We start from the raw sequence: 21,356 nt of genomic DNA, 5'->3' as shown, positions 1-21,356 counted from the left end.
CGGTCTGTACCTGCTGGTAATAAGCCAGGATGGGGAGCATGACGAGTACCTTGCGCCGCCGTCCCGCCCAGCGCCGGAGCGTGGAGCGGGTGGAGCGGATGCTCGACGAGTGCGCGCTCCTGCTCGACGAGGTGGGCTACGAGGCGTTGACCACGAAGGAGGTCGCGCGCCGCGCCGAGGTCCCCATCGGCACCTTCTACCAGTTCTTCCGCGACAAGCAGGGCCTGGTGCGCGCCCTCGCGCTGCGCAACCTGGAGGCGTTCCTCCAGCGGGTCACCCAGTGCATCGCCGAGGCCGATCTCAGCCACTGGACCGACCTGGTCGACCTGGCCATCGACGAGTTCGTCGACATGAAGCGCACCACCCCCGGGTTCGCGGTGGTCGACTTCGGCGAGGTCCTGCCCACCCCGGGCGGGCCGCCGCTGGAGGGCACCAAACGCACGCTCGACAGCGCCCTCGACAACAACGTCATCGTGGCCGACCGGCTGCGCGCCCTCACCCTCGCCCTGCTCGACGCGCCCGCGGGCCCCGGGCTCGACCGGGCGCTCGTGGTGGCCGTCGAGGCCACCGACGCCGTGCTCAAGCTCGCCTTCCGGGCCGATCCCGGCGGCGACGCCGACCTGATCGCCGAGTGCAAGCAGCTCGTCCGCCGCTACCTCGCCGACCACCTGCCCTGATCCCCTAGGCGACGGCGTTCAGGCGGGCGCGCCCGACAGGTTCCTGGCCCGCTCCAGCCGCCAGGCGGCGATGTTGCTCGCCCCCAGCGCGCGGACCTTGCCCTGCTCGGCCAGCGTGTTCGGGGCGCCGAGCGTCTCGTGCAGCGGCGCCGAACGGTCTTCGATGTGCGACCAGTACGGGTCCACGTAGTCGGTCCGCAGCCTGCACAGGCTGCCCTCGGCGGCCCGCGCGACGGCCGCCGCCGACAGGCCCTCGGCCGAGTCGAGGGTGCGGTCGCCGGGCACGGTCGGCCGGGCCCCGCCCTTGGTGCCGATGAAGATCCGGTCCCGGTTGCCGCGCGCGGCCGGCCAGGCGCCGACTGCCTCCTCGCTCTCGTCGCCGGTGCAGCTCGGACCTGGAGCGCACTCCATGTCAAGTCGTTGACCTGGAGTGCGCTCCAGGTGAAAGACTGGGACGCGTGAGCGTGTACACCCCCGCCGAGGTCGTCGAGGAGACCGGCTTCAGCCTCGACACCCTCCGCTACTACGAGAAGATCGGCCTGCTGGAGCGCGTGGAGCGCAACGCGGCCGGTCAGCGCAGGTTCAGCGAGGAGGACGTCGGCTGGCTCGGCATGATCCGCTGCCTGCGCGACACCGGCATGCCCATCGCCATGCTGCTGCGCTTCGCCGAGCTCGTCCGCGGCGGCGACGACACGATCCCCGACCGCATCAGGCTCCTGGAGGAGCACGACCGGCAGGTCCAGGCGCAGATCGCCAACCTGGCCGCGCGCCAGGACTACATCCACCGCAAGATTTCCTACTACCGCAGCGTCCTGTAGCCCTGCCTTGGTGGTCCGGTTGTTAGACCAAGGACCATGGCGGGAACCAGGGCGAAGCAGATCGACGTCCCGCTGGGCCGCATGGCCGTGCTCTGCGCGGCCCTGCTGTTCGTCCTGCTGGCCCACATCACGGTCGTCCAGGCGTTCGGGACGCGGGGGCTCAACGCCGACCGCCGCAACGAGCGCTCGCTCATCTCCCGCTTCGCCCGTCCGCGCGGCGACATCCTGACCTACGACGGCGCGACCGTGGCCAGGAGCCGCCCGACGCCCGGCGGCGGCCCGTACCGGTTCCAGCGGGTCTACACCGACGGCGAGCTCTACGCCCCCGTGACCGGCTACCTGTCCCTCTACCGGTCCACGGGCATGGAGGAGGCCGAGGACGGCGTCCTGTCCGGCGACGACGCCAAGGTCAAGGTGCGCTCGATGGTCAGCGACGGCGACGTGGCCGGCGCCGACGTGCGGCTGACCATCGGCCAGCGCACCCAGTGGGCCGCCTACCACGCCCTGGAGGCCGCCGGCGTGCCCGGCGCGGCCGTGGCCATCGACCCGGCCACCGGCGCGATCCTCGCCCTGGCCAGCTACCCGTCCTACGACCCCAACACGCTGGCCACCTTCGACCCCGCCCGGCTCGCCGGCGCCCTCGACCGGCTGCGCGACGCCCCCGGCCGGCCCCTGCTGAACCGGGCGCTGGACCAGGTCTATCCGCCGGGAGCCACGTTCAAGGTGGTGACCACGGCCGCGGCGCTGGCCTCGGGCGAGTACACGCCCACGGCCCCCGTGGACGCCGTCGTCCGCCCGCGGCTGCCCGCCTCGCTCGCCGGTTCGTGCGGCAGGGCCCGGCCCACGCTGCTGCGCGCCTTCCAGACCTCGTGCGACACCGCGTTCGCGGGCATCGGGGTGCAGCTCGGCCAGGACAGCCTCAGGGACCAGGCCGAGGCGTTCGGGTTCGGCGACGGCGACCTGCGCGTGCCGATGGCCCCGGCGCCCAGCACGTACCCGCAGGGCATGGACCGGGCGCGGACCGCCCTGTCGGCCGTCGGCCGGGACCAGGACCGGGCGACGCCGCTGATGGTGGCGATGTTGTCGGCGGCCGTGGCCAACAACGGCGTGCTGATGCGGCCGTACCTGGTGGAGGAGGTGAGCCTGCCGGACGGCTCGCTGCTCGGCCAGGCGGGGCCGCAGCCGTACCGCACCACCATGACGACCGTCCAGGCCCGCTACCTGGCCGCGATGATGACGGCGGGGACGCACGCGGGTGGGCCGGCCGCGGCCGTCGCCGTCCCCGGCGTCGAGGTGGCCGCCAAGATCGCCGCGACGGGCGGCGAGCACGCCCTGGCCACGGCGTTCGCCCCGGCGACCGCTCCGGAGGTGGCGGTCGGCGTGGTGCTGGAGCACCCCGGCCCCCGGGCCGGCGCGGTGGCGCAGGTGGCCCGCGCGGTGCTGGAGGCCGCGCTGGCCTGACCGCGGGCCGCCGAGTTCGCCACCGATTGAGTCTGGGCGCGAACGGTAGTTGATGCCACACTCACAGTGATGCTGCGAACCGCCGATTTCCGCAACCTGCCGGCCGAGCCCAACCTGTTCGTGGGCCGGGAGTCCGATCTCGATGAGCTGGCCCATCTCGGCCGCGTCTCACGCGTGGTGACGCTGTGCGGCGCGGGGGGCATCGGCAAGACGCGCCTGGCCCTGCGCCTGGCCGCCCGGGTCGCCGCCGAGCACCCCGACGGTGTGTGGCTGGTCGAGCTGGCCGACGTGGAGAGGGGCGAGCTGCGGGAGCGGGTCCACGCCGCGCTCGGCATCGCCGAGGACCTGGCGGACACCATCGGCGGCCGCCGCGTGCTGCTCGTCCTGGACAACTGCGAGCCGGTGGTCGGCGAGTGCGCCGAGCTCTGCCGCGACCTGCTCGGCGCCTGTCCGCGGCTCACCGTGCTGGCCACCAGCCGCGAGCCGCTGCGGGTGCCGGGCGAGACGGTCTGGCGGGTGCCGCCGCTCTCGCTCGTCGGCGAGGAGAGCGAGGCCGTACGCCTGTTCGTGACCAGGGCCACCGCCGCGCGTCCTGGCTTCGAGCTGACCGAGGAGACGCTGCCGCTGGCGATCGAGCTGTGCCAGGCGCTCGACGGGCTGCCGCTGGCGATCGAGCTGGCCGCCGCCATGGTGCGGGTGTTGTCGGTCAGGCAGCTCGTCGAGCGGCTCGACGACCGGTTCAGGGTGCTGGCGGGCGGCGCCCGTACGGCCCACGCCAGGCACCGCACGCTGCGGGCCGCCGTCGACTGGAGCTACCGGCTGCTCAGCCCGCAGGAACGCCTGCTGCTGCGCCGCGTGGCGGCCTTCCGCTCCTGCTGGACGCTCGACCTGGCCGAAGCGGTGTGCGCCGGCTCCGGCCTGCCCGAGGAGGACGTGCTGCCGCGCCTGTGCGACCTGGTCGACAAGTCGCTGGTCGTGCTCGACGGCGAGGTCGCCGGCCAGGCCCGCTACCGGCTGCTGGAGACCGTCCGCGAATACGCGCTGGAGCGGCTCGCGGAGTCCGGCGAGGAGGCGGCGCTGCGCCGCGCGCACCTGGCCGCGCTCGCCGGGCTGGCCGGGCGGTTCAAGGACGTCCTCGCGCCGGGCACGCGCACGTCGTGGCCCGTGGTCGAGCGGTACGTCAACCTGTTCGACGGGCTCAAGGCCGAGGTGGGCGCGGCCTGCGACTGGGCCGTGGCGAGCGGTTCGCCGCAGACCGCCCTCCAGCTGCTCACCGACGTGCGCTACCTGCTCATGGCCAGCGGGCGGCGGCTGGACATCGCCGAGCGGCTCGACCGGCTGCTCGCGCTCGACGGCCCCGACGTGCCCGAGGGCTTACGCGGGCAGGCGATGATCCTGCGCGGTGAGCTGGCGCTCGCGGCCGGCGAGACGGGGCTCGCGGCGCGGTGCGTACAGATCGGGCTGGCGCTCTGCGTCGACGCCCACGACGCCTACGGCGAGGCCGTGGGCCTGATCATGCTGGCCCAGGCGACCGGCGACCAGGAGTCCCTGACCCCGGCCCTGGAGGCGGCGCGGCGGCGCGGCGACCCGATCCTGGAGTCCCTCGCCCAGGGCACCCGGGCCGACTTCGGCCTGCGGGCCGGCCGCCTGCACGAGGCGCGGCGCGCGTTCGAGGAGGTCCTGTCGCTGAGCGAACGGCTGGACAACCACCTCGGCCAGTCCTACGGGCACGTCGGCCTGGCCCAGATCGCCCGGCGCACCGGCGACCGGCCGGCCGCCCGGCGGCACTACGAGGCCGGCCTGCGGCTGCTGCGGCACATCGACGCCCGGCAGCAGATCGTGAGCTGCCTGGCCGGGCTCGGCCGCGTCGCGCTGGAGGAGGGCGACCTGGCCGAGGCCCGCGCGCGGCTCACCGAGGCGCTGGTGCTCAGCCGCGACGCGGGCCTGCGTGACAGCATCGCCCGGCGGCTGGCGGCCTGGGCGCGCCTGGTGGCGGCCGAGGGCGACGACCGGCGCGCGGTCCTGCTGGCCGCCGCCTCCCTGGGCCTGCGCGACCGCCGCCCCGACGCCCGCACCGAGGAGCTGCTGGCCCCCGTCCGCGAACGGCTCGGCGAGGCCGTGGTGGCGCTGCTGTGGGCCGAGGGCCTGGCCATGACGGCTGACCAGGCGGTCTCGTGCGCGCTCGGCGGCCCGTTGCCCGAGCTGCCGGCCGCGCCGGTCGCCCCGGCGGCCCAGGACAGCAGGCTGACGGCCCGGGAACGCGAGATCGCCGAGCTGGTGGCCCGCGGGCTGAGCAACCGGGCCATCGCCGACGAACTGGTGATCAGCCCGGCCACCGCCGCGCGGCACGTCGCCAACATCCTCGGCAAGCTGGGCTTCTCCACACGTACACAGATTGCCGCATGGGTGATCGGCGGACGCTGATCCCGGCGGGTTCTCTACACATCGCCGCCGCCCGGCGCTTACATCGTCGAATGGCCATGTCAGCGCATGTGCCGCCCCGGTCCGAACGCCTACCGTTCTGCGTGTGATCGACCGCGTCCCGCGCTTCCCGTCCTCGCGCCGGGGGCCGCGGCGGCCGATCGACCGAGGGACGTCACGCGTCCCGACGGAGCCGGGCCTTCTCGGAGGGGTGGGGGCCCGGTTCCAGGGCGCGTGACAGCGGGCTCGAGTCGCGCAGGGCTCGGGCCCGCCCACCTCGGCCCTGGGCTGGGGAAATGCACACCGCTCTACATAGATCGGTGGATGCGGCCGGCGCGCGGGCGACCGTACGTTGACGGGCATGACGCCGTCCGCCTCGTCCTCCGGCACCGTGATCCACGAGGTGTTCCGCCGGGCCTACGAGCGGGGCGAGCGGCCGGCGCTCATCGATCTGCGCGGCGGCCACGTCTACGGCTACCGCAGCCTGGTGACCGAGGTGACCAGGGCGGCGTCCGGGCTGGTGCGCAGGGGAGCGCGCCGCGACCAGGTGGTGGGGGTGCACGTCTCCACGACCGGCACCCAGACCGTGGCCCTGCACACCGTGCTGGCGGCGGGCGGGGTGGCCGCGCCGATCGGTCCGGGGCTCGGCGCCGAGGAGGTGGCGGCGCTGCTGCGCGAGTGCGACGCCCGCATGCTGATCACCACCCCCGACCTGGCGGAGACGGCGATCGCGGCGGCCGACGGCTCCCGCGTGCGCCAGGTGGTCTCGCTCGGCCCGGCGCTCGACACGATCGACTTCCGCGGCCTGCTGGTGCTGGAGCCCACCGCGCTGCCCGCCCTCGACGCCAAGCGCCAGGACGCGTTGGCGCTGCCCGGCGGCGCCCGGCTCACCCATGCCGACCTGCTGGCCAGGATGGCCGAGCTCGACGTGCCCGTCGGCCTGAGGGAGTCCGACGTCGTGCTGTGCACGTGGCCGCCCGGCGCCGGCGCCGACCTGCCCGCCCTGGTCGGCCTGGCCGTGTCCAAGGGCGCGCTGGTCGTGGCCGCGAGCCCCGGTGACCTGCCCGGGTCCGGCTACGACGCGGGCGTCACCGTGCTCACCGGGCCGGCCGGCACGCTGGAGCGCGTGGGCTGAGTATGCGGACCTGTTACCTGCCCCGCCCTTGACGTCGGCGCGCGCGAAGTGGGTTGATAGCCGTTGTTGACAACGTTGTCAAAGGTCACCAACTTCGGGGGATCGCGAAGGGAATGGTGTGCGATGCGACGGTGGTTAGCGGCCGTCTCGATCACGATGGCGGGCGTTCTGGGCCTGGCGGGCTGCGGCGGAGGCAGCGGCGGCCAGACTTCCGATCCGGGTTCGTCGAGCGGCGGCAAGCAGCAGGTGGAGGTCTTCTCCTGGTGGACGGGCCCCGGTGAGGCCGACGGCCTCGCGGCGATGAAGAAGATATTCGAGGACAAGAACCCGAACTACACGTTCTTCGACGCCGCCGTGGCGGGCGGCTCGGGTGACAAGGCCAAGGCGTTGTTGCAGTCGAAGTTGCAGGCCGGCACGCCGCCCGACACGTTCCAGGGGCACGCCGGCGCCGAGTTGCAGGGCTACATCAAGGCGGGCAACCTGGAGGACCTGACGTTCCTGTACGACGAGCTGAAGCTCAAGGACGTCTTCCCCGCCCAGCTCGTCGAGCAGATCAGCGTCGAGGGCAAGATCTACTCGGTGCCGGTCAACATCCACCGGTCCAACGTCCTGTGGTTCAACCCCAAGGTGCTCAAGGACGCCGGCATCGCGGCCGCGCCCAAGACGATCGAGGAGTTCATCGCCGACCTGGAGAAGGTCAAGGCCAAGGGCAAGATCCCGATCTCCGTCGGCTCGGAGTGGACCGCCACCCACCTGCTGGAGAACGTGCTGCTCGGCTCGCTCGGCACCGACGCCTACAACGCGCTGTTCAAGCCGGGCGCCGACTGGAGCGGCCCGCAGATGACGAAGGCGCTGGAGAACTACGCCAAGATCATGTCGTACGCGGGCGACCCGCAGGACGACTGGCAGCCCGCCGCCAAGCAGGTGGCCGACGGCGAGGCGGCGTTCAACATCATGGGTGACTGGGCCTACGGCTACTTCCACAACCCGCCGGAGGGCGGCCTCGGCAAGACGTCCAAGACGGACTTCGACTGGGCGCCCGCGCCCGGCACCGAGGGCACCTACATGTGGCTGTCGGACAGTTTCACGCTGCCCAAGGGCGCCAAGAACCGGGACGGGGCCGTCGCCTGGCTGAAGGTCGCGGCGAGCAAGGAGGGCCAGGACGCCTTCAACCCCAAGAAGGGCTCCATCCCCGCCCGCAAGGACGCCGACCAGTCGCTCTACACCGACTACCTGGCCGACGCGCTGAAGGACTGGTCGGGCGACAAGCTGGCCGGCTCCATCCAGCACGGCGTGTCGGTGAGCCAGCCGTGGCTGGCCTCGATCAACGAGGCGGTCGGGCTGTTCATCGGCAGCAAGGACGTCAAGGGCCTGCAGCAGGCCCTGGCCGACGCGGCCAAGGCCAACGCTCAGTGACGCATGCGGGTACGGCGGGACGCTCCCGCCGTACCCGCGCGAAGGGAAACGGTTGTGAGGCGGGCACGCACCTGGCTGCCCGGACTCCTCCTCGTCGCGCCGTCGATCGTGGCGATCGGCGTGTTCGTGTACGGCATGCTGGGCTGGAACTTCCGCCTGGCCATGACGGACCAGCACGATGAGGTGTCCGAGGGCACGTTCGTGGGGCTGAAGAACTTCGTCGACATCTGGGACCAGGCGCGCTGGCGTCTGTCGGTCGACCACGCGATCGTGTTCACGATCGCGTTCGTGGCGGGGGCGCTGGTGCTGGGCTGGTTCCTGGCGTTCCTCATGGAGAAGGGGATCTGGGGGGAGGGCACGTTCCGGGCGATCTACCTGTTCCCGATGGCCGTGTCGTTCGTCGCGACCGGCATCGTGTGGCGGTGGCTGATGAACTCGGGGACGGGTGAGCGGGCGGTCGGCCTGAACCGGCTGTTCGACGCGATCGGGCTGCCGCAGTGGCAGTGGTTCAGGGACCCGGACTGGGGGATGGCCGCGATGGCGCTCCCAGCGATCTGGCAGATGTCCGGATATGTCATGGCGTTGTTCCTGGCGGGCTTCCGCGGCGTCCCCGAGGAGCTGCGCGAGGCCGCGCGGGTGGACGGCGCCGGCGAGTGGGGCGTCTACCGGCACGTGGTGCTGCCCATGCTCAGGCCGGTCACCCTGTCGGCGCTGATCATCCTGGGGCACATCTCGCTCAAGGTCTTCGACCTCATCGTGGCGGTGTCCGGCAAGCAGATCATCACCGACGTGCCCGCGGTGTTCATGTGGGTGGCGGTCTACGACTCGCACGACCCGGCGAAGGGGGCCACGATCGCCTCGTACATCGTGCTCAGCGTGGCGGTCTTCGTGATCCCGTACCTGATCTGGTCGGTGCGCAAGGAGCGCAGGCCATGACGGCCGTCGCGGCCCGGCGCAGGACCGGGTTCGGGATCGTGCGGTTCTGCCTGCTGCTCGCCCTGGTGGTCGTCGTCCTCGTCCCGATCTACGTGCTGCTGGCCACCAGCTTCAAGCCGCTCACCGAGGCCGACCCCGGCCAGGCGTGGAACCTGCCCAGGACGTGGACCACCGAGGCGTGGCGGGTGGCCTGGGAGAAGCTGGCCCCCGGCCTGTGGAACAGCGTGCTGCTGGCCGTCCCAGGCTCGCTGCTGTCGTGCGCGTTCGGGTCGATGAACGGCTACGTGCTGTCCAAATGGCGCTTCCCCGGCGCGGACGTGCTGTTCACGCTGTTCCTGTTCGGCATGTTCATCCCCTACCAGGGCGTGATGATCCCGCTGGTCAAGCTCATGGTCTGGCTGAACGAGCAGACCGGGCTGCAGGGCGTCTTCTACGGCGGCATCCCGGGCCTGGTGCTCGCGCACGTCGTGTACGGCATCCCCATCTGCACGCTGATCTTCCGCAACTACTACGTCACGATCCCCGACGAGCTGATCGAGGCCTCGCGGGTGGACGGCGCGGGGATGCTGCGCGCGTACTGGTCGGTCGTGCTGCCGGTGTCGTGGCCCGCGATCGCGGTGGTGATCATCTGGCAGTTCACCTCCCTGTGGAACGACTTCCTGTTCGCCGTCTTCATCACCGGCCCGCAGAGCTGGCCGACCACCGTCATGCTCAACAACATCGCCGGGGCCCAGGCCACCCCCTACAGCCAGCAGATGGCCGCGGCCATCCTGGCCTCGATCCCGACCATGCTGATCTACGTGCTGCTCGGCCGGTTCTTCATGCGCGGCCTGATGGCGGGCGCGCTGAAGGGCTGACGCGGGGCGGCCCGCTACGCCGGTGACCGGCCGGCCAGCGCGTCGCCCAGCGGCGTCCGGGCGTACAGGACGGAACGGCCGGTGCGGGTGCCGACGACCAGGCCCGTCCTGCGCAGGACGGCCAGGTGCCCGCCGGTCGCGCCGAGGCTCTGGCCGAGCAGGGCGGCCAGGTGGGTGGTCGTCGCGGGCACGGCCAGCTCGGTGAGGAGGCGCGCCCTGGTGCGGCCGATCAGCAGCGCCAGGTCGCCGTCCGGCACGCCGACCGCGGCGCCGGTGCCGCGGGCCGGGTAGACCAGCGCGTTGGGCCAGGCCGCCTCCAGGTACACGCCGACCGAGCCGGAGAAGGCGGTCGGCACGAACAGCAGGCCCCCGCCGCCCAGCACGTGCGAGCCGTGGCGGGTGTGCAGGCGCACCTCGATGTGCCCGTCCGGACGCCAGCGCACCTGGTCGCTCAGGTCGTCCAGGGCGGCGGCCCAGCCGTAGGCGGCCAGGCGTCCGGCCCGCTGGATCACGTCGCGTTCGAGGATCGTGTGGAGTCGCGGCCAGCCGACCGAGATGATCTCCCGCCACAGCGCCTCGTACGCGTCGGCCAGCACCTGCACCACCCGCGGCGAGAACAGCAGGTCCCGGATCGGCTCCGGCGCCGGCGGCAGCGCCGCCAGAACGCGGGCGATCTCCTCGTGCGCCTGGGCGACCGGGGTCCGGCGCATGGAGGCCAGCTCGGTCTCGAACGGCACGCTCATCCCGGCCGGCGGCGGGGCGATGAAGTCGACGTTCGCATGGCCCTTGTTGCCGCTGATCGCCGCCACCGCGCGCAGCGCCGGATGCCGCCGCACCAGGTCGAGGTACGGGCCGCGCCAGCGCTCCACCCACCGGCGGTGCACGCCGGGCTCGTTCCTGCCGTCGAGCGTCCAGTGGGCGTGCATGGTCTCGATCAGCGGCGAGATCGCGAACCTGCTGGCCACCAGGTCCTGCGGGGTCACCTGGATCTTCAGCGCCATCTTTCGGTTATATCCGAAACCATGGCCGGGCCGGGCGCCGGTTCAGCAGCATCGGGGACGTGAGAGCGGCGACGTACGGCGACGTGTTCGCCGTCAAGGAGTTCCGGGTACTGTTCGGCAGCTTCGCGCTGCTGGTCACCGGGGAATCGATCAAGATGCTGGCCCTGTCCGTGCTGGTGTACGCGCGGACGGGCTCCCCGGGATTGTCGGCGGCGGCCTACATGGCGGGGTGGCTGCCGTACATCGTGGGCGGGATGTTCCTGCTGTCGCTGGCCGACCGGCTGCGGCCCCGGGCGCTGATGGTGACCGGCGAGCTGGTCAGGGCCGCGGTGTGCCTGCTGCTCGCCTACGCCGGGCTGCCGGTGTGGGGGATGCTGGCGCTGGTGCTGGTCAGCGGGCTGTTCTCGCCGGTGTTCGGCGCGGCCAGGTCGGCGGCGCTGCCGGACGTCCTGCCGGGGGACGCGTTCGTGCTCGGCCGGTCGGTGATCGGGGTCACCTCGGCGGCCTCCCAGGTCGGCGGCCTCGCGGCCGGAGGCGCGTTCCTCGCCTTCGCCGGGGCGCCCGGCGCGCTGGCCGCCACCGCCGCGCTGTCGGCACTCGGCGCGGTGGTCCTGCGGTTCGGCCTGCCCGACCGTCCCGCCCGCGCCGCCGCGCGGAGCGGCGGGACAGGGGCCGTGCGGCAGACGTTGCGGGTGAACCGCTCGCTGCTGGCCGACCGGCGGGTGCGCGGGCTGCTGCTGGCCGGATGGCTGCCGACGATGTGCCTGGCCGGGGCGGAGGCGATGATCGTGCCGTACCTGGGCGGTGAGGGGCGGGCGGGCGTGGTGCTCGCCGCGGCGGCGGCCGGGATGGCGGTGGGGGAGTTCACCGTGGGCAGGTTCGCCGCGCCGCCGCTGCGGGAGCGGCTGTCGGCGCCGCTCGCCGTGCTGCTCGGGGTGCCGTGGCTGGGGTTCGCGCTCGGGCCCGGCGTGGGGTGGGCCGCGGTGCTGGCCGCGTGCGCGGCCGCGGGGCTGTCGTACCAGCTCGGGTTGCAGCGGCGGTTCGCGGACGCGGTGCCCGAGGAGGGGCGCGGGCAGGCGTTCGGGCTGCAGTCGGCGGGGCTGATGACGGGGCAGGCGGCCGGGGCGGCGCTGGTCGGCGTGCTGGGCGAGACGATCGGGCCGGGGGGCGCGATCGTCGCGGCGGGCGCGGCGGGCGTCCTGGTCGCGCTGGCCCTGCTCGGCCCCCTGCGCCCTTCCAAGCCCTCCGGCCCTGCTGGTTCCTCTGTTGCGGTCACGTCACGGGAAGCTCGCCGGAGCCGCGCGGGATGAGGCGTACGGGCAGCTCGACGTGCTCCGGCGGCCCGCCGTCACCGCGCAGGCGGCGGAACAGCAGCTCGGCGGCCACCCGGCCCATCCAGGCCGGATCCTGCGCCACCACGCTCACCCCCGGCCGCAGCAGGTCGGCCAGCTCGAAGTCGTCGAACCCCACCAGCGCCAGCCGCCGCCCCTCCAGGGCCCGCAACGCGGTCACCGTGAGCCGCCCGTTCCCGGTGAACAGCGCGGTCGGCGGCGCGTCCAGGGCGAGCATGCGCCGCAGGTCGGCCCGTACGTCGTCGAGCGACGGCGGGCGCATCGCCACCAGCCGCGGATCGAACAGCCCGCCGAGCGCCCGCCGGTAACCCGCCAGCCGCCGCGCCGCGGTGTAGATCGCCGGATCGTCGCCCAGGAAGGCGATCCTGTGGTGCCCGTGCGTGAGCAGGTGCCGGACGGCCTGCTCGGCCCCGCCCGCGTTGTCGGCGAGCACGGTGTCCACCTCGATCCCCGGCTCGGGCGGCCGGTCGGCGAACACCACGGGCGTGCCGGCCTCCAGCTCGCCCCGCAGGTAGGCGTGGTCGTCACCGGCCGGGACGACGATCAGCCCGTCCACCCGGCGCGCGCAGAACGTCTCGACCAGCTCGCGCTCCCGGCCCGGCTCCTCGCCCGAGGACCCGCTGAGCAGCAGGCAGCCGTGGTCGATGACGACGTCCTCGACGGCCCGGCTGAGACCGGCGTAGAAGGGGTCGGCGACGTCCTCGATGACCAGCCCGATGGTGGCGGTCATGCCCGTGCGCAGGACCCGGGCGCTCTCGTTGCGGCTGTAGCCCAGCCGGTCGATGGCCGCCCGCACCCGCTCGGCGGTGGCCGGATGGACGCCGGGCTCGCCGTTGACCACGCGCGAGACGGTCTTGAGCGCCACGCCCGCCGCCGCCGCGACGTCCTTCATCGTCGGTCTCACGCATGGATCATGTCCTACTGCACCCGGGCGGACAACGTTGTCAGACGCCTGTGCCAGAGTAGGTGCCCTATGTCGTTGCGACACGCCTTGCTGGTGGCCGGGTTCGTGCTGGCCGCGCTCAACCTGCGGCCCGCCATCGCGGGCCTGTCACCGCTGCTCGACGAGATCATGAAAGACCTGGGGCTGTCGCCGTCGGGCGGCGGCGCGATCACCACCGTCATGGTGGTCTGCCTGGGCGTGTTCGGCCCGGTGGCCCCGCTGCTCGCGCGGCGCATCGGCCTGGACAGGACGCTGCTGGCCGGCCTGCTCGTGGTCGCGGCCGGCGAGTGCCTGCGCGGGCTCGACGGCGTTCCCATGCTCTACCTGGGGTCGGCGCTGGCCGCGACCGCCATCGCCGTCATGAACGTCTCCATGCCCGGCATCGTCAAGCAGCACTTCCCCGAGCGCGTCAACCTGCTCACCGGCGTCTATGTCGCGGCCGTGGTGGCCGGCGCGGCCGGGGCCTCGGCCCTGGTGATCCCGCTGGAGCGGGCCACCGGCTTCGGCTGGCGCGGCGTCTCGGCGCTGCTCGCCGTGCCCGCCGTGCTCGCGGCCCTGCTCTGGCTGCCGCAGGCGGTCCGGGGCGGGCCCGCCGAGCAGGGCGGCCCGAGGCCGTTCGGCGCCGTCCTGCGCAGCCGCGTCACCTGGTACGTGACCGCGCTCATGGGCCTGCAGTCGCTCACCTTCTACGTCATGCTGGCCTGGCTGCCGACCATCTTCCTCGACGTCGGCCTGCCCGCCGACCAGGCCGGCTACCTGCTCAGCCTGACGAACCTGGTCCAGGTCGCGACCTCGCTCGCGGTGCCGGTGCTGGCCGGCCGCCGGGCCTCGCAGGTGCCGTACGTGGTGGGCGCCGGCGTGCTGACCGTGCTCGGCTACCTCGGCGTGCTGCTGGCCCCGGCCACCGTGCCGTGGTTGTGGATGATCGTGCTCGGCATCGGCCAGGGGGCCTCGTTCGCGCTGGTGCTGCTGATCATCGCCCTGCGCCCGGCCGATCCGGCCGGCGTGACCGCGCTGTCGGCCGTGGCCCAGTCGGTGGGGTACGTCGTGGCCGCCCTCGGCCCGCTGCTGTTCGGCTACCTGAGGGAGGTCTCGGGCGGCTGGACCGTGCCGCTGACGGTCGGCCTGGGGGTCCTCGGGGCCCAGCTGGTGGCTGGATGGTTCGCCGGACGCCCTGCTACCTTAGGTAAGGCTAACCTGTAGAAGGGATCCGCAGCGTGCTGACCGAGGCTCTCCAGCGTCTGGCCGACGGCCGGGGCGGTGTCATCGGGGTCGAGCCAGGGCTCGTCATCGACCCCGACGAGAGCTGGACGGCCGCCGCCGACCTGGTGCGGGAGCCGTACACGCTGTTGGCGGGCCTGGTCGGGCAGACGGCAGCACGCTGGAACGCGCCCCGGCACGTCGGCGCGGCGCTGTTCTGGAAGACCTTCGGCTACTGGCAGACCCTGCCCATGGCGCTCGGCTGGGCCCTCGACGGCCGCGTCCCCGTCATGCGGCTGGCCGACACCTACTTCAAGGTCTCCGACGCCGGCGTGACGATCGCCGCCAGCCGCGTGAGCTGGGGCACGGGCGTCGAACCCATCCGCGAGTCGCTGGCCGAGGCGCAGCAGCCGCTGGTCAAGGCCATCAGCGCGCTCGCCAAGGTCGGCGAGCGCACCTTGTGGGGCTCGACCGCCGAGGCGTTCGCCCATCCGCTGACCTGCATCGTCAAGGGCGACTACATGGCCCTGCTCGCCGAGCTCGGCAGCCCGGTCGACGGGCTGGTCGAGCCCGCCGACGACGGCTACTTCCGCAGGACGTGCTGCCTGTGGATCACCCTGCCCGACGTCGAGGCGTGCGGGAGCTGCTGCGTGCTCAGGCCACAGCGACCGGCTCGTTCATAGGACGCAGCTCGTCGGCGTAGCTCACCGACACCCGGCGCATGACGCCGCTGTCGTCGATGGAGTACTGGCCGAGCCGCCACAACGGCGGCGAGTACGCGTGGATCGAGACGCTCTCGCCCGCCGCGCCGCCGAGCCGGTGGATGTGGTCGGGCCCGAACGAGAACGACTGCCCGGCCGGCACCACGGTCTCCAGGTGCTCGCCGCCGATGCGCGGGTTGCACTCCTGCAACGCCCCCTGCACGACGTGCACCGCGCCCGAGGAGATGTCGTGGTCGTGCCAGCCCGTGTCGTCCTCAGGACGCCAGCACAGCACCCAGACGTCCACATAGGCGTCCCGGTACAGGGAGGCGTAGTGCCGTCCGCCGTCGGCCGGGAAGTCGACCATGTCACGCCACTCCTGCGGGTTGGCGGCCAGCTCGTCGACCAGGTCGCGCAGCTCACGCCGGTCGAGCGTGCGCTCCGGCAGCCCGGCACACACGCCCCGCCCCTGGATCTGGATGTCACTCACGTACGAGTCTCCTTTCTGTATCTAATTGCCTCACTCCGTGAGGCGGCTCGGTCGCCTGTATGCCGGCGTCTTCCCCCGCTCTGGTCGCTGCGCTCCCGCCGCTCCTCCAGACGCCGGCGCTCCCTCGCGTGTTCAATGGCCTCACTGCGTGAGGCGGGCTCGGTCGCCATATGCCGGCGTCTTCCCCCGCTCTGGTCGCTGCGCTCCCGCCGCTCCTCCAGACGCCGGCGCTCCCTCGCGGGGTCATGGTGGGGGGAGACCCAGGAGGCGGCGGGGGTTGGTGGAGTGGATGGCGTGGTGGGCGGCGGTGCCGAGGCCGGGGTCGGGGGCGGTGGCGTACGGCGCGTCGGAGCCGTTGACGACGACGTCCACGCCCAGCTCGCGGACGATCGCGTCGATGGCGCGCGGCCCGTACGAGGACGTCTCCACGTAGAAACCGGGATCGACCAGGCCGCGCCCGGTGCCGCCACGGGCGATGAGCCGTTCGGAGTGCAGCGGCGCCAGCCCCGCCAGCAGCGCGAAGCACACCCGCAGCCGAGGATGCCGGGGCCGGACCACGGCGTGGAAGTGGTGCCAGGCCGCGTGCATCTGCTGCACGTACGGCACCAGCGCCGGCCACCACGGCGGCGTCCCCGGCGGCGGCGGCACGGCGGCGGGCCCGGGATGCACGAACAGCGGCAGGTCCCGCTCGGTGAGCACGTCGAGCAGCCGGTCGTCGGGTACGGCGGTGGCCGGGATCTGCAGCCCGGCCAGCCCCCGGTCGAGGTCCTTGGCCAGCCGCTCCGGATCGGGCTCGCTGTGACAGGTCGCCGCCCACACCCCGAACGGCTCGCCCAGCCCGAGCGCGCCCTCGTGGTAGGCGTCGATCAGCGGCCACGCCTCCTCCGGCGGCAGGAACTCCACGCCCAGCGGGCTCGACATCGACACCAGCGCCAGGTCGAGCCCGGTCGTGTCCCGGTGCTCGTGGTCGGCCGGGTTCACCTCGTACGGCGGCTCGCCGTCGAGCAGCAGCGTCCAGCCGTCGAGCCGGGGCGGGACGGTGCGAGCGCGCAGCGCGGCGACGAACGAACCCGTCCACAGGTGCTGGTGCACGTCGATGCTCACGATCACACCTCCCTCTATTTCCTACTGAGATTACAGGTAAACGAACTGTACTGCGAAATCAAACAAGTGAACCGTTTCAGTGATACGGTTCAGTGAACCGCTTCACTGCCCTATTTGTCAACGGTTCGCACGTCGAGGGCGGTCCGAGAAGAACCCCGCGAGCCCGTGCGGGAGTCCGGCTTCTGTCGGTGGCAGGCAATAGGCTGGCGGGATGCCGCGGAAGAGAGCGACGATTCGGGAAGTGGCCCGCGCGACCGGTCTGTCTCCGGCGGCCGTCTCCTATGCGCTGCGCGGCATGCAGGTCTCGGAGGAGACCATGGAGCGCGTGCGCGCCGCCGCCGCCGAGCTCGGCTACGAGGCCGACCCCATCGCCAGGGCCCTGGCCAGCGGCCGCACGGGCATGATCGGCCTGCTCTGCGGCTCGCTCGAAGACCTGTGGCAGCAGTCGCTGGCGGTCGGCATCAGCAGGGGCCTGCGGGAGAAAGACCGCTATGCCCTGATCCTCGACGCGGTCGGCGACCCCGACCGTGAGCGCATGCTCGCCCAGCAGCTCCGCGACCAGCGCGTCGACGGCATGATCGTGCAGCCGGTCGACCCGGCCGCGCCGTTCTGGGCCGAGCTGTGCGAGTCGCTGCCCGTCGTCGCGATCGGCGACTCACTGGCGGGCACGGCTGGCGAGGTCGTCTTCGACAACCGCCGGGGCGTCACGCTGGCCCTGGAACACCTGGCCGGCCTCGGTCACCGGCGGGTGGCCGTGCTCACGCCCACCCAGGCCAGCACCCCCGACCGTCCGGCCGACGTGCACGTCCTGGCCGAGGCCGACCGGCTGGGGCTCGACATCGAGGTCGTCACGGCCCCCCACGACCTGACGGCGGCCACCTCGGCGGCCCACGAGATCCTCTCCACGTCCAGGCCGAGCGCGGTCTTCTGCTTCGCCGACTCCATCGCCTACGGCGTCTACGCCGCGGCCAAGGAGCTGGGCCTGTCCATCCCGGGCGACGTGTCGGTCATGGGCTACGACGACCATCCCATGTCGGGGCTGCTCACCCCCGGCCTGACCACCGTCGACTGGGACATCGACGGCATCGTCAGGGCCGCGGTGCGGCTCATCGCGGCCGCGGCCGACGGCGGCACCCGCCGCCGCCGGGTGGTCCAGGAGCCGACGCTCAGGGAGCGGGGCTCGGTCGCGCAAGCGCCGCCCGCGCCTCGTCCAGCTCGTCGGTGAGCTGCCCGTCGGGCCGTGCCCCCTTGCGGGCCCGCACGGCGGCGGCGCGCTCGCAGGCCAGCACGATCTCCAGCGGTTCGAGGCAGCGCAGCGCGTGGCGGGCGGCCTGGGTGGCGAAACCGGCGTGGTCCTCGGTGCCCAGCGAGATCACCGCGGTGCCGGTCGTCACGGGGGCCGCGAGGTGGCGCAGCTCGGCCAGGGCGTCCTGGGCCACGTACTCCAGGATCATCAGCCCGGAGGCGCCCGGCCGGTCGGCCAGGAAGGGCAGCTGCCCGGTGTAGGCGGGGTTCATGAGGGTGGCCAGGCGGGCGGTGCTGAGCTGGGCGGTCTGGGCCAGCGCGGCGCGCAGCGCGTCGAGGGCCAGGGCCACCGGGGCCGAGTGGAAGTTGCCGTTGTGCCAGGCCAGGGTGTCGGTGATGAGCGGGTTCTCGGTGGCGGCGTTCAGGTCGGTCTCGACGGTGACGGTGGCACGCTCCAACGCGTCCACGGCCGCGCCGTGCACCTGCGCGAAGGCGCGGTAGCCGTACGGGTCCTGGACGCGGGTGGCCAGCTCGTGGGTGAGCAGGCCGCGCAGGCGTCCGGCCACGCGCGACTGGCCCGGATGCGGCCTGGCCTCCTGGACGGCGGCGGCCAGCGGCTCGGCGGAGGCGTCCACCGCGGTGAAGGACAGGGCGGCCACGTCGATGGCCGCCTCCAGCAGCACGCCCAGCCGGTGGCAGGCCAGCGCGGCGTCGGCCAGCGTGGCCGCGCCCGAGCTGATGAAGGGCAGCGCGTCGCCGGAGGCGAGCGCGAAGCGCGGCCCGGCCGTCTCCTCGCCCGCCCGCCGCCAGGGCACCTCGCCCAGCAGGCACAGGGCCGTGGTGGCGAGCGCGGTCAGGTCGCCGGTGCCGATCGCGCCGTACGTGCGGACCGGCGGCGTGAACCCGCCGGTGACCGCCTCGGCCAGGACGGGCAGCACGGCGGGGTCGATGCCCGAGCCGCCCGCGACGAGCTGGTTGAGCCGCACGACGAGCATGGCCCGTGCGCGCTCGTCGGCCACCAGGGGACCTGCTCCGCAGGCGTGGCTGCGCAGCAGGCCGAGACCGGGGGAGTCGAGCCGGACGTCCCGGTTGGCGCCCACGCCCGTGCTGCGGCCGTAGACGGGGCCGGTCAGCCCCTGGGCGGTGGCCCACGAGGCCCGGGCCCGATCGAGGGGACCGATCGTGACCCGGGCCCGGCCGTGGGCGGCTTCGTGCACCTGGGCGCAGGTCAGGCCGGCGCCGTTGAGCTGCATGGGGAGGGGATCAGTCGTTGTCGGGGATGAACAGGCCGAGCAGCCAGCTGACCACGCTGATGATGATCGCGCCCCAGAAGGCGGCGGGGTAGAAGTTGTCGACGTGGAAGGGGATGTCGAACTGGCCGGCGATCCAGCTCGTCAGCAGCAGCATGGCCGCGTTGATGACGAGGAGGAACAACCCGAGGGTCAGCACGATGACCGCGCAGCCCAGCGCCTTGACGATCGGCTTCACGATGGCGTTGACGACACCGAAGATCAGGGCCACGAGGAGCAGGACGCCCCAGTACTTGGCCGAGTTCTCCGGGGCGGTGATCTTGATGCCGTCGAGGAGCTGGATGGCGACCCAGAGGGCGGCGGCCGCGGCCACGGTTCTGATGATGAATCTCACGCTGGTTGATCCTCCCACTTCGCGATCGCCGGCGCGATAGATCGACCGCGCGAAGCCGGTCGAGCACGCACGGTGGCGGCGGTTACCTGTGACTCATGTCGGGAAAGGGAGCGGGATGGACGCTAATGGTCTTGATTCGTTGCCCGCGGCGGAGTTGCACGACCGAGCGGTGCGGTACGCCGTACGCCATGGGGATCTGGGCTTCCTGTGGAACCTGCTGAAGGTGATCCCGGCCGCCGAGGCCGCGAGCGGTCACGAGAGTGAGACCGCCAACGACCTCAGCCGGGTGTCCGCGCTGCTCAGCGACGCGCTCGCGGCGGGCGAGGGTGAGCTGGGCGAGGCGTTGCGCCCGATCTACCTGGAATATCTGCGCGATCATCCCGACGCCTGACGCCTGAATCCCGGTGCTTGGGCCGCACCTCAGCCGGCCAGGCGCGCCCCCGCGGCGATGCCCGAGATGCCCGGCGTGCTGACCTCCTGGCCGTCCCGGAGCACGATCATGGTGTCGTACGCGCCGGCCTCGGCCAGGTCGGTCGCGAACCGTCTGGCCAGGGCAGGGCCCATGGCGTACATGGCGGTGGCGTAGGCGTCGGCCACGCCGAGGTCGGGGCCGATCACGGTGACCGAGCCGAGCGTCTGCTGGCGCTCCCCGGTGCGCGGGTCCACCACGGCCGCGCCGCCCGAGGTGGCGATGCCGAGGTCGTGGGCGAACAGCGCCTTCCTGACGACGTCGGTGCGCGGGTCGCGGATGCCGACGCGCCACGGCTTGCCCGGGGCGGCCGAGCCGCGCACCCTGATGTCGCCGCCCGCGTTGATGCGGTGGTCGCCGGCGCCCGCGTTGCACAGCGCCCGCGACAGGCGTTCCAGGGCCCAGCCCTTGATGTAGCCGGACGGGTCGATCACGCCGTTGATCCGGTGCTCGAACCAGCCGCCGGTCGCCTCGCCCAGCTCCTCGCAGCGGTGCAGGACCTCGACGAGCTCGGGGATCTGCCTGATGGTCAGGCCGTGGTTGAGGCGCCAGATCTGGCTGTCCTCCTTGGCCGGGCTGAAGGTGTCGGCCACCCAGCGCAACCAGGAGAAGGCGTCGTCGAGCAGGGGGGTGAGCTCTCGGGCCGGCAGAGCCGTGCGGATGTCCACACTGACGGGCATGCCCATGACCGTGTCGACACGGGCGCTTCCGGGGAAAATCGTCACCTGGCCTCCTTGTCCGCTGCCCACGCTCTCACGTCGGCCGTAACGTGGGGCTAAACCTTTTGCCCTGGTTTGAAATGGACCCGTGACCTCGGGATCGCGAGGCGTGACAATGCGCCGCCGACGTACCGGGTGAACGGGCGCGGGCCCTCGACGACCACCTCGCGCTCGGCGATGTCGGGGATCTCGCGGCTGAGCCCGGAGGCGCTGATGCGCTCCTTGGCCCTCGGGTCGTGCTCGGCGCCGGTGACGAGGATGAGGCCGTACCTGGTCTCCAGGTCGCGCAGCTCGCTGGTGGCGCGCTCGGCCCGGTAGACGGCCACGGTGTCCGTCCTGGTGCCCGCGCCGGCCAGCCGGGTGCGCAGGGTCTCCGGGTCCATGCCGGACACGATCAGCACCCTGCCCCTGGTCTGCGGGACGACCGTGTGGCTGCGGACCGCCATGACCGCCGCCGTCGCGTACAGCAGCAGTGAACCGACGCGGCTGAGTTCCGTCACGTACGCGGTGGAGCTCAGCTCGTGGGCCACCAGCAGCGCGCCGGCTAGGTAGCCGCCGAGCCGCAGCCGCTGCCGGGCCTGCTCGGTGCGGAGCAGGTCGGCGGCCTTGACGGTGGCGAAGCCGAGCGCGACGAGCAACGCCGCGGCGGCGTAGGCGGTGGGCCGCCAGGGGTAGCCGAACCCCGGCTGGATCGCGCCGAACTCGGCGACCGCGACCCCGCACCAGAAGAGGATGGGACCGTGACTCGCATTCACCTCACTAGCCAT

The 21,356-nt window shown here is 72.9% G+C and carries 22 protein-coding genes; 13 read left to right on the top strand and 9 right to left on the bottom strand.

Going from position 1 to position 21,356, the window contains the following annotated elements; genetic code table 11:
* The first annotated feature begins 38 nt into the window (after positions 1-38).
* A complete protein-coding gene (locus AB0J46_RS12745) occupies positions 39-677 on the top strand; it encodes a TetR family transcriptional regulator (RefSeq protein ID WP_364330271.1) in 639 nt (212 codons plus the stop codon).
* Between the two features lie 18 nt (positions 678-695).
* Here the strand turns inward: AB0J46_RS12745 and AB0J46_RS12740 are convergent, their stop codons facing one another.
* Positions 696-1,088 carry an aldo/keto reductase gene (locus AB0J46_RS12740; RefSeq protein WP_364330268.1) on the bottom strand — a complete coding sequence of 131 codons (393 nt, stop codon included), beginning with the start codon at positions 1,086-1,088 and terminating at the stop codon, positions 696-698.
* Positions 1,089-1,135: 47 nt separating this feature from the next.
* On the opposite strand from AB0J46_RS12740, the gene AB0J46_RS12735 reads away from it, so the two are divergent.
* From AB0J46_RS12735 to AB0J46_RS12705, 7 genes are all read left to right on the top strand, one after another.
* On the top strand, positions 1,136-1,495 hold the full coding sequence (locus AB0J46_RS12735; protein ID WP_364330265.1) for a MerR family transcriptional regulator: 360 nt from the start codon (positions 1,136-1,138) through the stop codon (positions 1,493-1,495).
* Positions 1,496-1,531: 36 nt separating this feature from the next.
* Entirely contained in the window at positions 1,532-2,956 is a 1,425-nt protein-coding gene (locus tag AB0J46_RS12730) for a penicillin-binding transpeptidase domain-containing protein (RefSeq protein WP_364330262.1), read from the top strand.
* A 69-nt stretch (positions 2,957-3,025) separates the two neighbouring features.
* A complete protein-coding gene (locus tag AB0J46_RS12725) occupies positions 3,026-5,380 on the top strand; it encodes a LuxR C-terminal-related transcriptional regulator (protein ID WP_364330259.1) in 2,355 nt (784 codons plus the stop codon).
* A gap of 358 nt (positions 5,381-5,738) precedes the next feature.
* Positions 5,739-6,512 (top strand): AMP-binding protein, encoded by a 774-nt coding sequence (locus tag AB0J46_RS12720; protein ID WP_364330256.1) that lies wholly within the window; start codon positions 5,739-5,741, stop codon positions 6,510-6,512.
* A gap of 123 nt (positions 6,513-6,635) precedes the next feature.
* Positions 6,636-7,928 carry an ABC transporter substrate-binding protein gene (locus AB0J46_RS12715; RefSeq protein WP_364330253.1) on the top strand — a complete coding sequence of 431 codons (1,293 nt, stop codon included), beginning with the start codon at positions 6,636-6,638 and terminating at the stop codon, positions 7,926-7,928.
* A gap of 54 nt (positions 7,929-7,982) precedes the next feature.
* Entirely contained in the window at positions 7,983-8,864 is an 882-nt protein-coding gene (locus AB0J46_RS12710) for a sugar ABC transporter permease (protein WP_357972963.1), read from the top strand.
* A complete protein-coding gene (locus tag AB0J46_RS12705; RefSeq protein WP_364330250.1) occupies positions 8,861-9,721 on the top strand; it encodes a carbohydrate ABC transporter permease in 861 nt (286 codons plus the stop codon). Before AB0J46_RS12710 ends, AB0J46_RS12705 begins: the two co-directional genes overlap by 4 nt.
* A gap of 14 nt (positions 9,722-9,735) precedes the next feature.
* On the opposite strand, the gene AB0J46_RS12700 is transcribed toward AB0J46_RS12705, so the two are convergent.
* Positions 9,736-10,722, bottom strand: coding sequence for an ArsR family transcriptional regulator (locus tag AB0J46_RS12700; RefSeq protein WP_364330247.1), 987 nt, complete (start codon positions 10,720-10,722; stop codon positions 9,736-9,738).
* Positions 10,723-10,781: 59 nt separating this feature from the next.
* Here AB0J46_RS12700 and AB0J46_RS12695 point away from each other — a divergent pair, with 59 nt between their 5' ends.
* On the top strand, positions 10,782-12,032 hold the full coding sequence (locus tag AB0J46_RS12695; RefSeq protein WP_364330244.1) for an MFS transporter: 1,251 nt from the start codon (positions 10,782-10,784) through the stop codon (positions 12,030-12,032).
* Here the strand turns inward: AB0J46_RS12695 and AB0J46_RS12690 are convergent.
* Entirely contained in the window at positions 11,995-12,966 is a 972-nt protein-coding gene (locus AB0J46_RS12690; protein ID WP_364330943.1) for a LacI family DNA-binding transcriptional regulator, read from the bottom strand. The two genes, AB0J46_RS12695 and AB0J46_RS12690, sit on opposite strands and share 38 nt — an antisense overlap.
* 81 nt (positions 12,967-13,047) lie before the next feature.
* Between AB0J46_RS12690 and AB0J46_RS12685 the strand changes: the two genes are divergently transcribed.
* Positions 13,048-14,220 carry an MFS transporter gene (locus tag AB0J46_RS12685; RefSeq protein ID WP_364330241.1) on the top strand — a complete coding sequence of 391 codons (1,173 nt, stop codon included), beginning with the start codon at positions 13,048-13,050 and terminating at the stop codon, positions 14,218-14,220.
* A 14-nt stretch (positions 14,221-14,234) separates the two neighbouring features.
* Positions 14,235-14,900, top strand: coding sequence for a hypothetical protein (locus AB0J46_RS12680; protein ID WP_364330238.1), 666 nt, complete (start codon positions 14,235-14,237; stop codon positions 14,898-14,900).
* On the opposite strand, the gene AB0J46_RS12675 is transcribed toward AB0J46_RS12680, so the two are convergent.
* Positions 14,872-15,408, bottom strand: coding sequence for a cysteine dioxygenase family protein (locus AB0J46_RS12675; RefSeq protein WP_364330235.1), 537 nt, complete (start codon positions 15,406-15,408; stop codon positions 14,872-14,874). The genes AB0J46_RS12680 and AB0J46_RS12675 overlap by 29 nt on opposite strands.
* 243 nt (positions 15,409-15,651) lie before the next feature.
* A complete protein-coding gene (locus AB0J46_RS12670) occupies positions 15,652-16,512 on the bottom strand; it encodes an amidohydrolase (protein ID WP_358288403.1) in 861 nt (286 codons plus the stop codon).
* 241 nt (positions 16,513-16,753) lie between these two features.
* Between AB0J46_RS12670 and AB0J46_RS12665 the strand changes: the two genes are divergently transcribed.
* Entirely contained in the window at positions 16,754-17,737 is a 984-nt protein-coding gene (locus AB0J46_RS12665; RefSeq protein WP_364330231.1) for a LacI family DNA-binding transcriptional regulator, read from the top strand.
* On the opposite strand, the gene AB0J46_RS12660 is transcribed toward AB0J46_RS12665, so the two are convergent.
* Both AB0J46_RS12660 and AB0J46_RS12655 read right to left on the bottom strand, forming a co-directional pair.
* Positions 17,679-19,010 (bottom strand): aromatic amino acid lyase, encoded by a 1,332-nt coding sequence (locus AB0J46_RS12660; protein WP_364330228.1) that lies wholly within the window; start codon positions 19,008-19,010, stop codon positions 17,679-17,681. The genes AB0J46_RS12665 and AB0J46_RS12660 overlap by 59 nt on opposite strands.
* Positions 19,011-19,020: 10 nt before the next feature.
* On the bottom strand, positions 19,021-19,401 hold the full coding sequence (locus AB0J46_RS12655; RefSeq protein WP_352319465.1) for a phage holin family protein: 381 nt from the start codon (positions 19,399-19,401) through the stop codon (positions 19,021-19,023).
* A 115-nt stretch (positions 19,402-19,516) separates the two neighbouring features.
* On the opposite strand from AB0J46_RS12655, the gene AB0J46_RS12650 reads away from it, so the two are divergent.
* The gene (locus AB0J46_RS12650) at positions 19,517-19,792 is read left to right on the top strand and encodes a hypothetical protein (RefSeq protein ID WP_352319467.1); all 276 of its coding nucleotides are present in this window, start codon (positions 19,517-19,519) and stop codon (positions 19,790-19,792) included.
* Positions 19,793-19,821: 29 nt separating this feature from the next.
* Here AB0J46_RS12650 and AB0J46_RS12645 read toward each other — a convergent pair whose 3' ends face one another.
* Positions 19,822-20,595 carry an FAD:protein FMN transferase gene (locus tag AB0J46_RS12645; protein ID WP_364330224.1) on the bottom strand — a complete coding sequence of 258 codons (774 nt, stop codon included), beginning with the start codon at positions 20,593-20,595 and terminating at the stop codon, positions 19,822-19,824.
* Between the two features lie 50 nt (positions 20,596-20,645).
* Complete coding sequence (locus AB0J46_RS12640; protein WP_364330221.1) at positions 20,646-21,356, bottom strand: hypothetical protein; 711 nt, start codon at positions 21,354-21,356, stop codon at positions 20,646-20,648.

The sequence above is a fragment of the Nonomuraea sp. NPDC049758 genome, from assembly GCF_040674635.1.
Lineage (GTDB): Bacteria > Actinomycetota > Actinomycetes > Streptosporangiales > Streptosporangiaceae > Nonomuraea.
The sequence above is the reverse complement of the archived record's forward strand: the minus strand, read 5'-3'. Positions and strand labels throughout refer to the sequence as shown.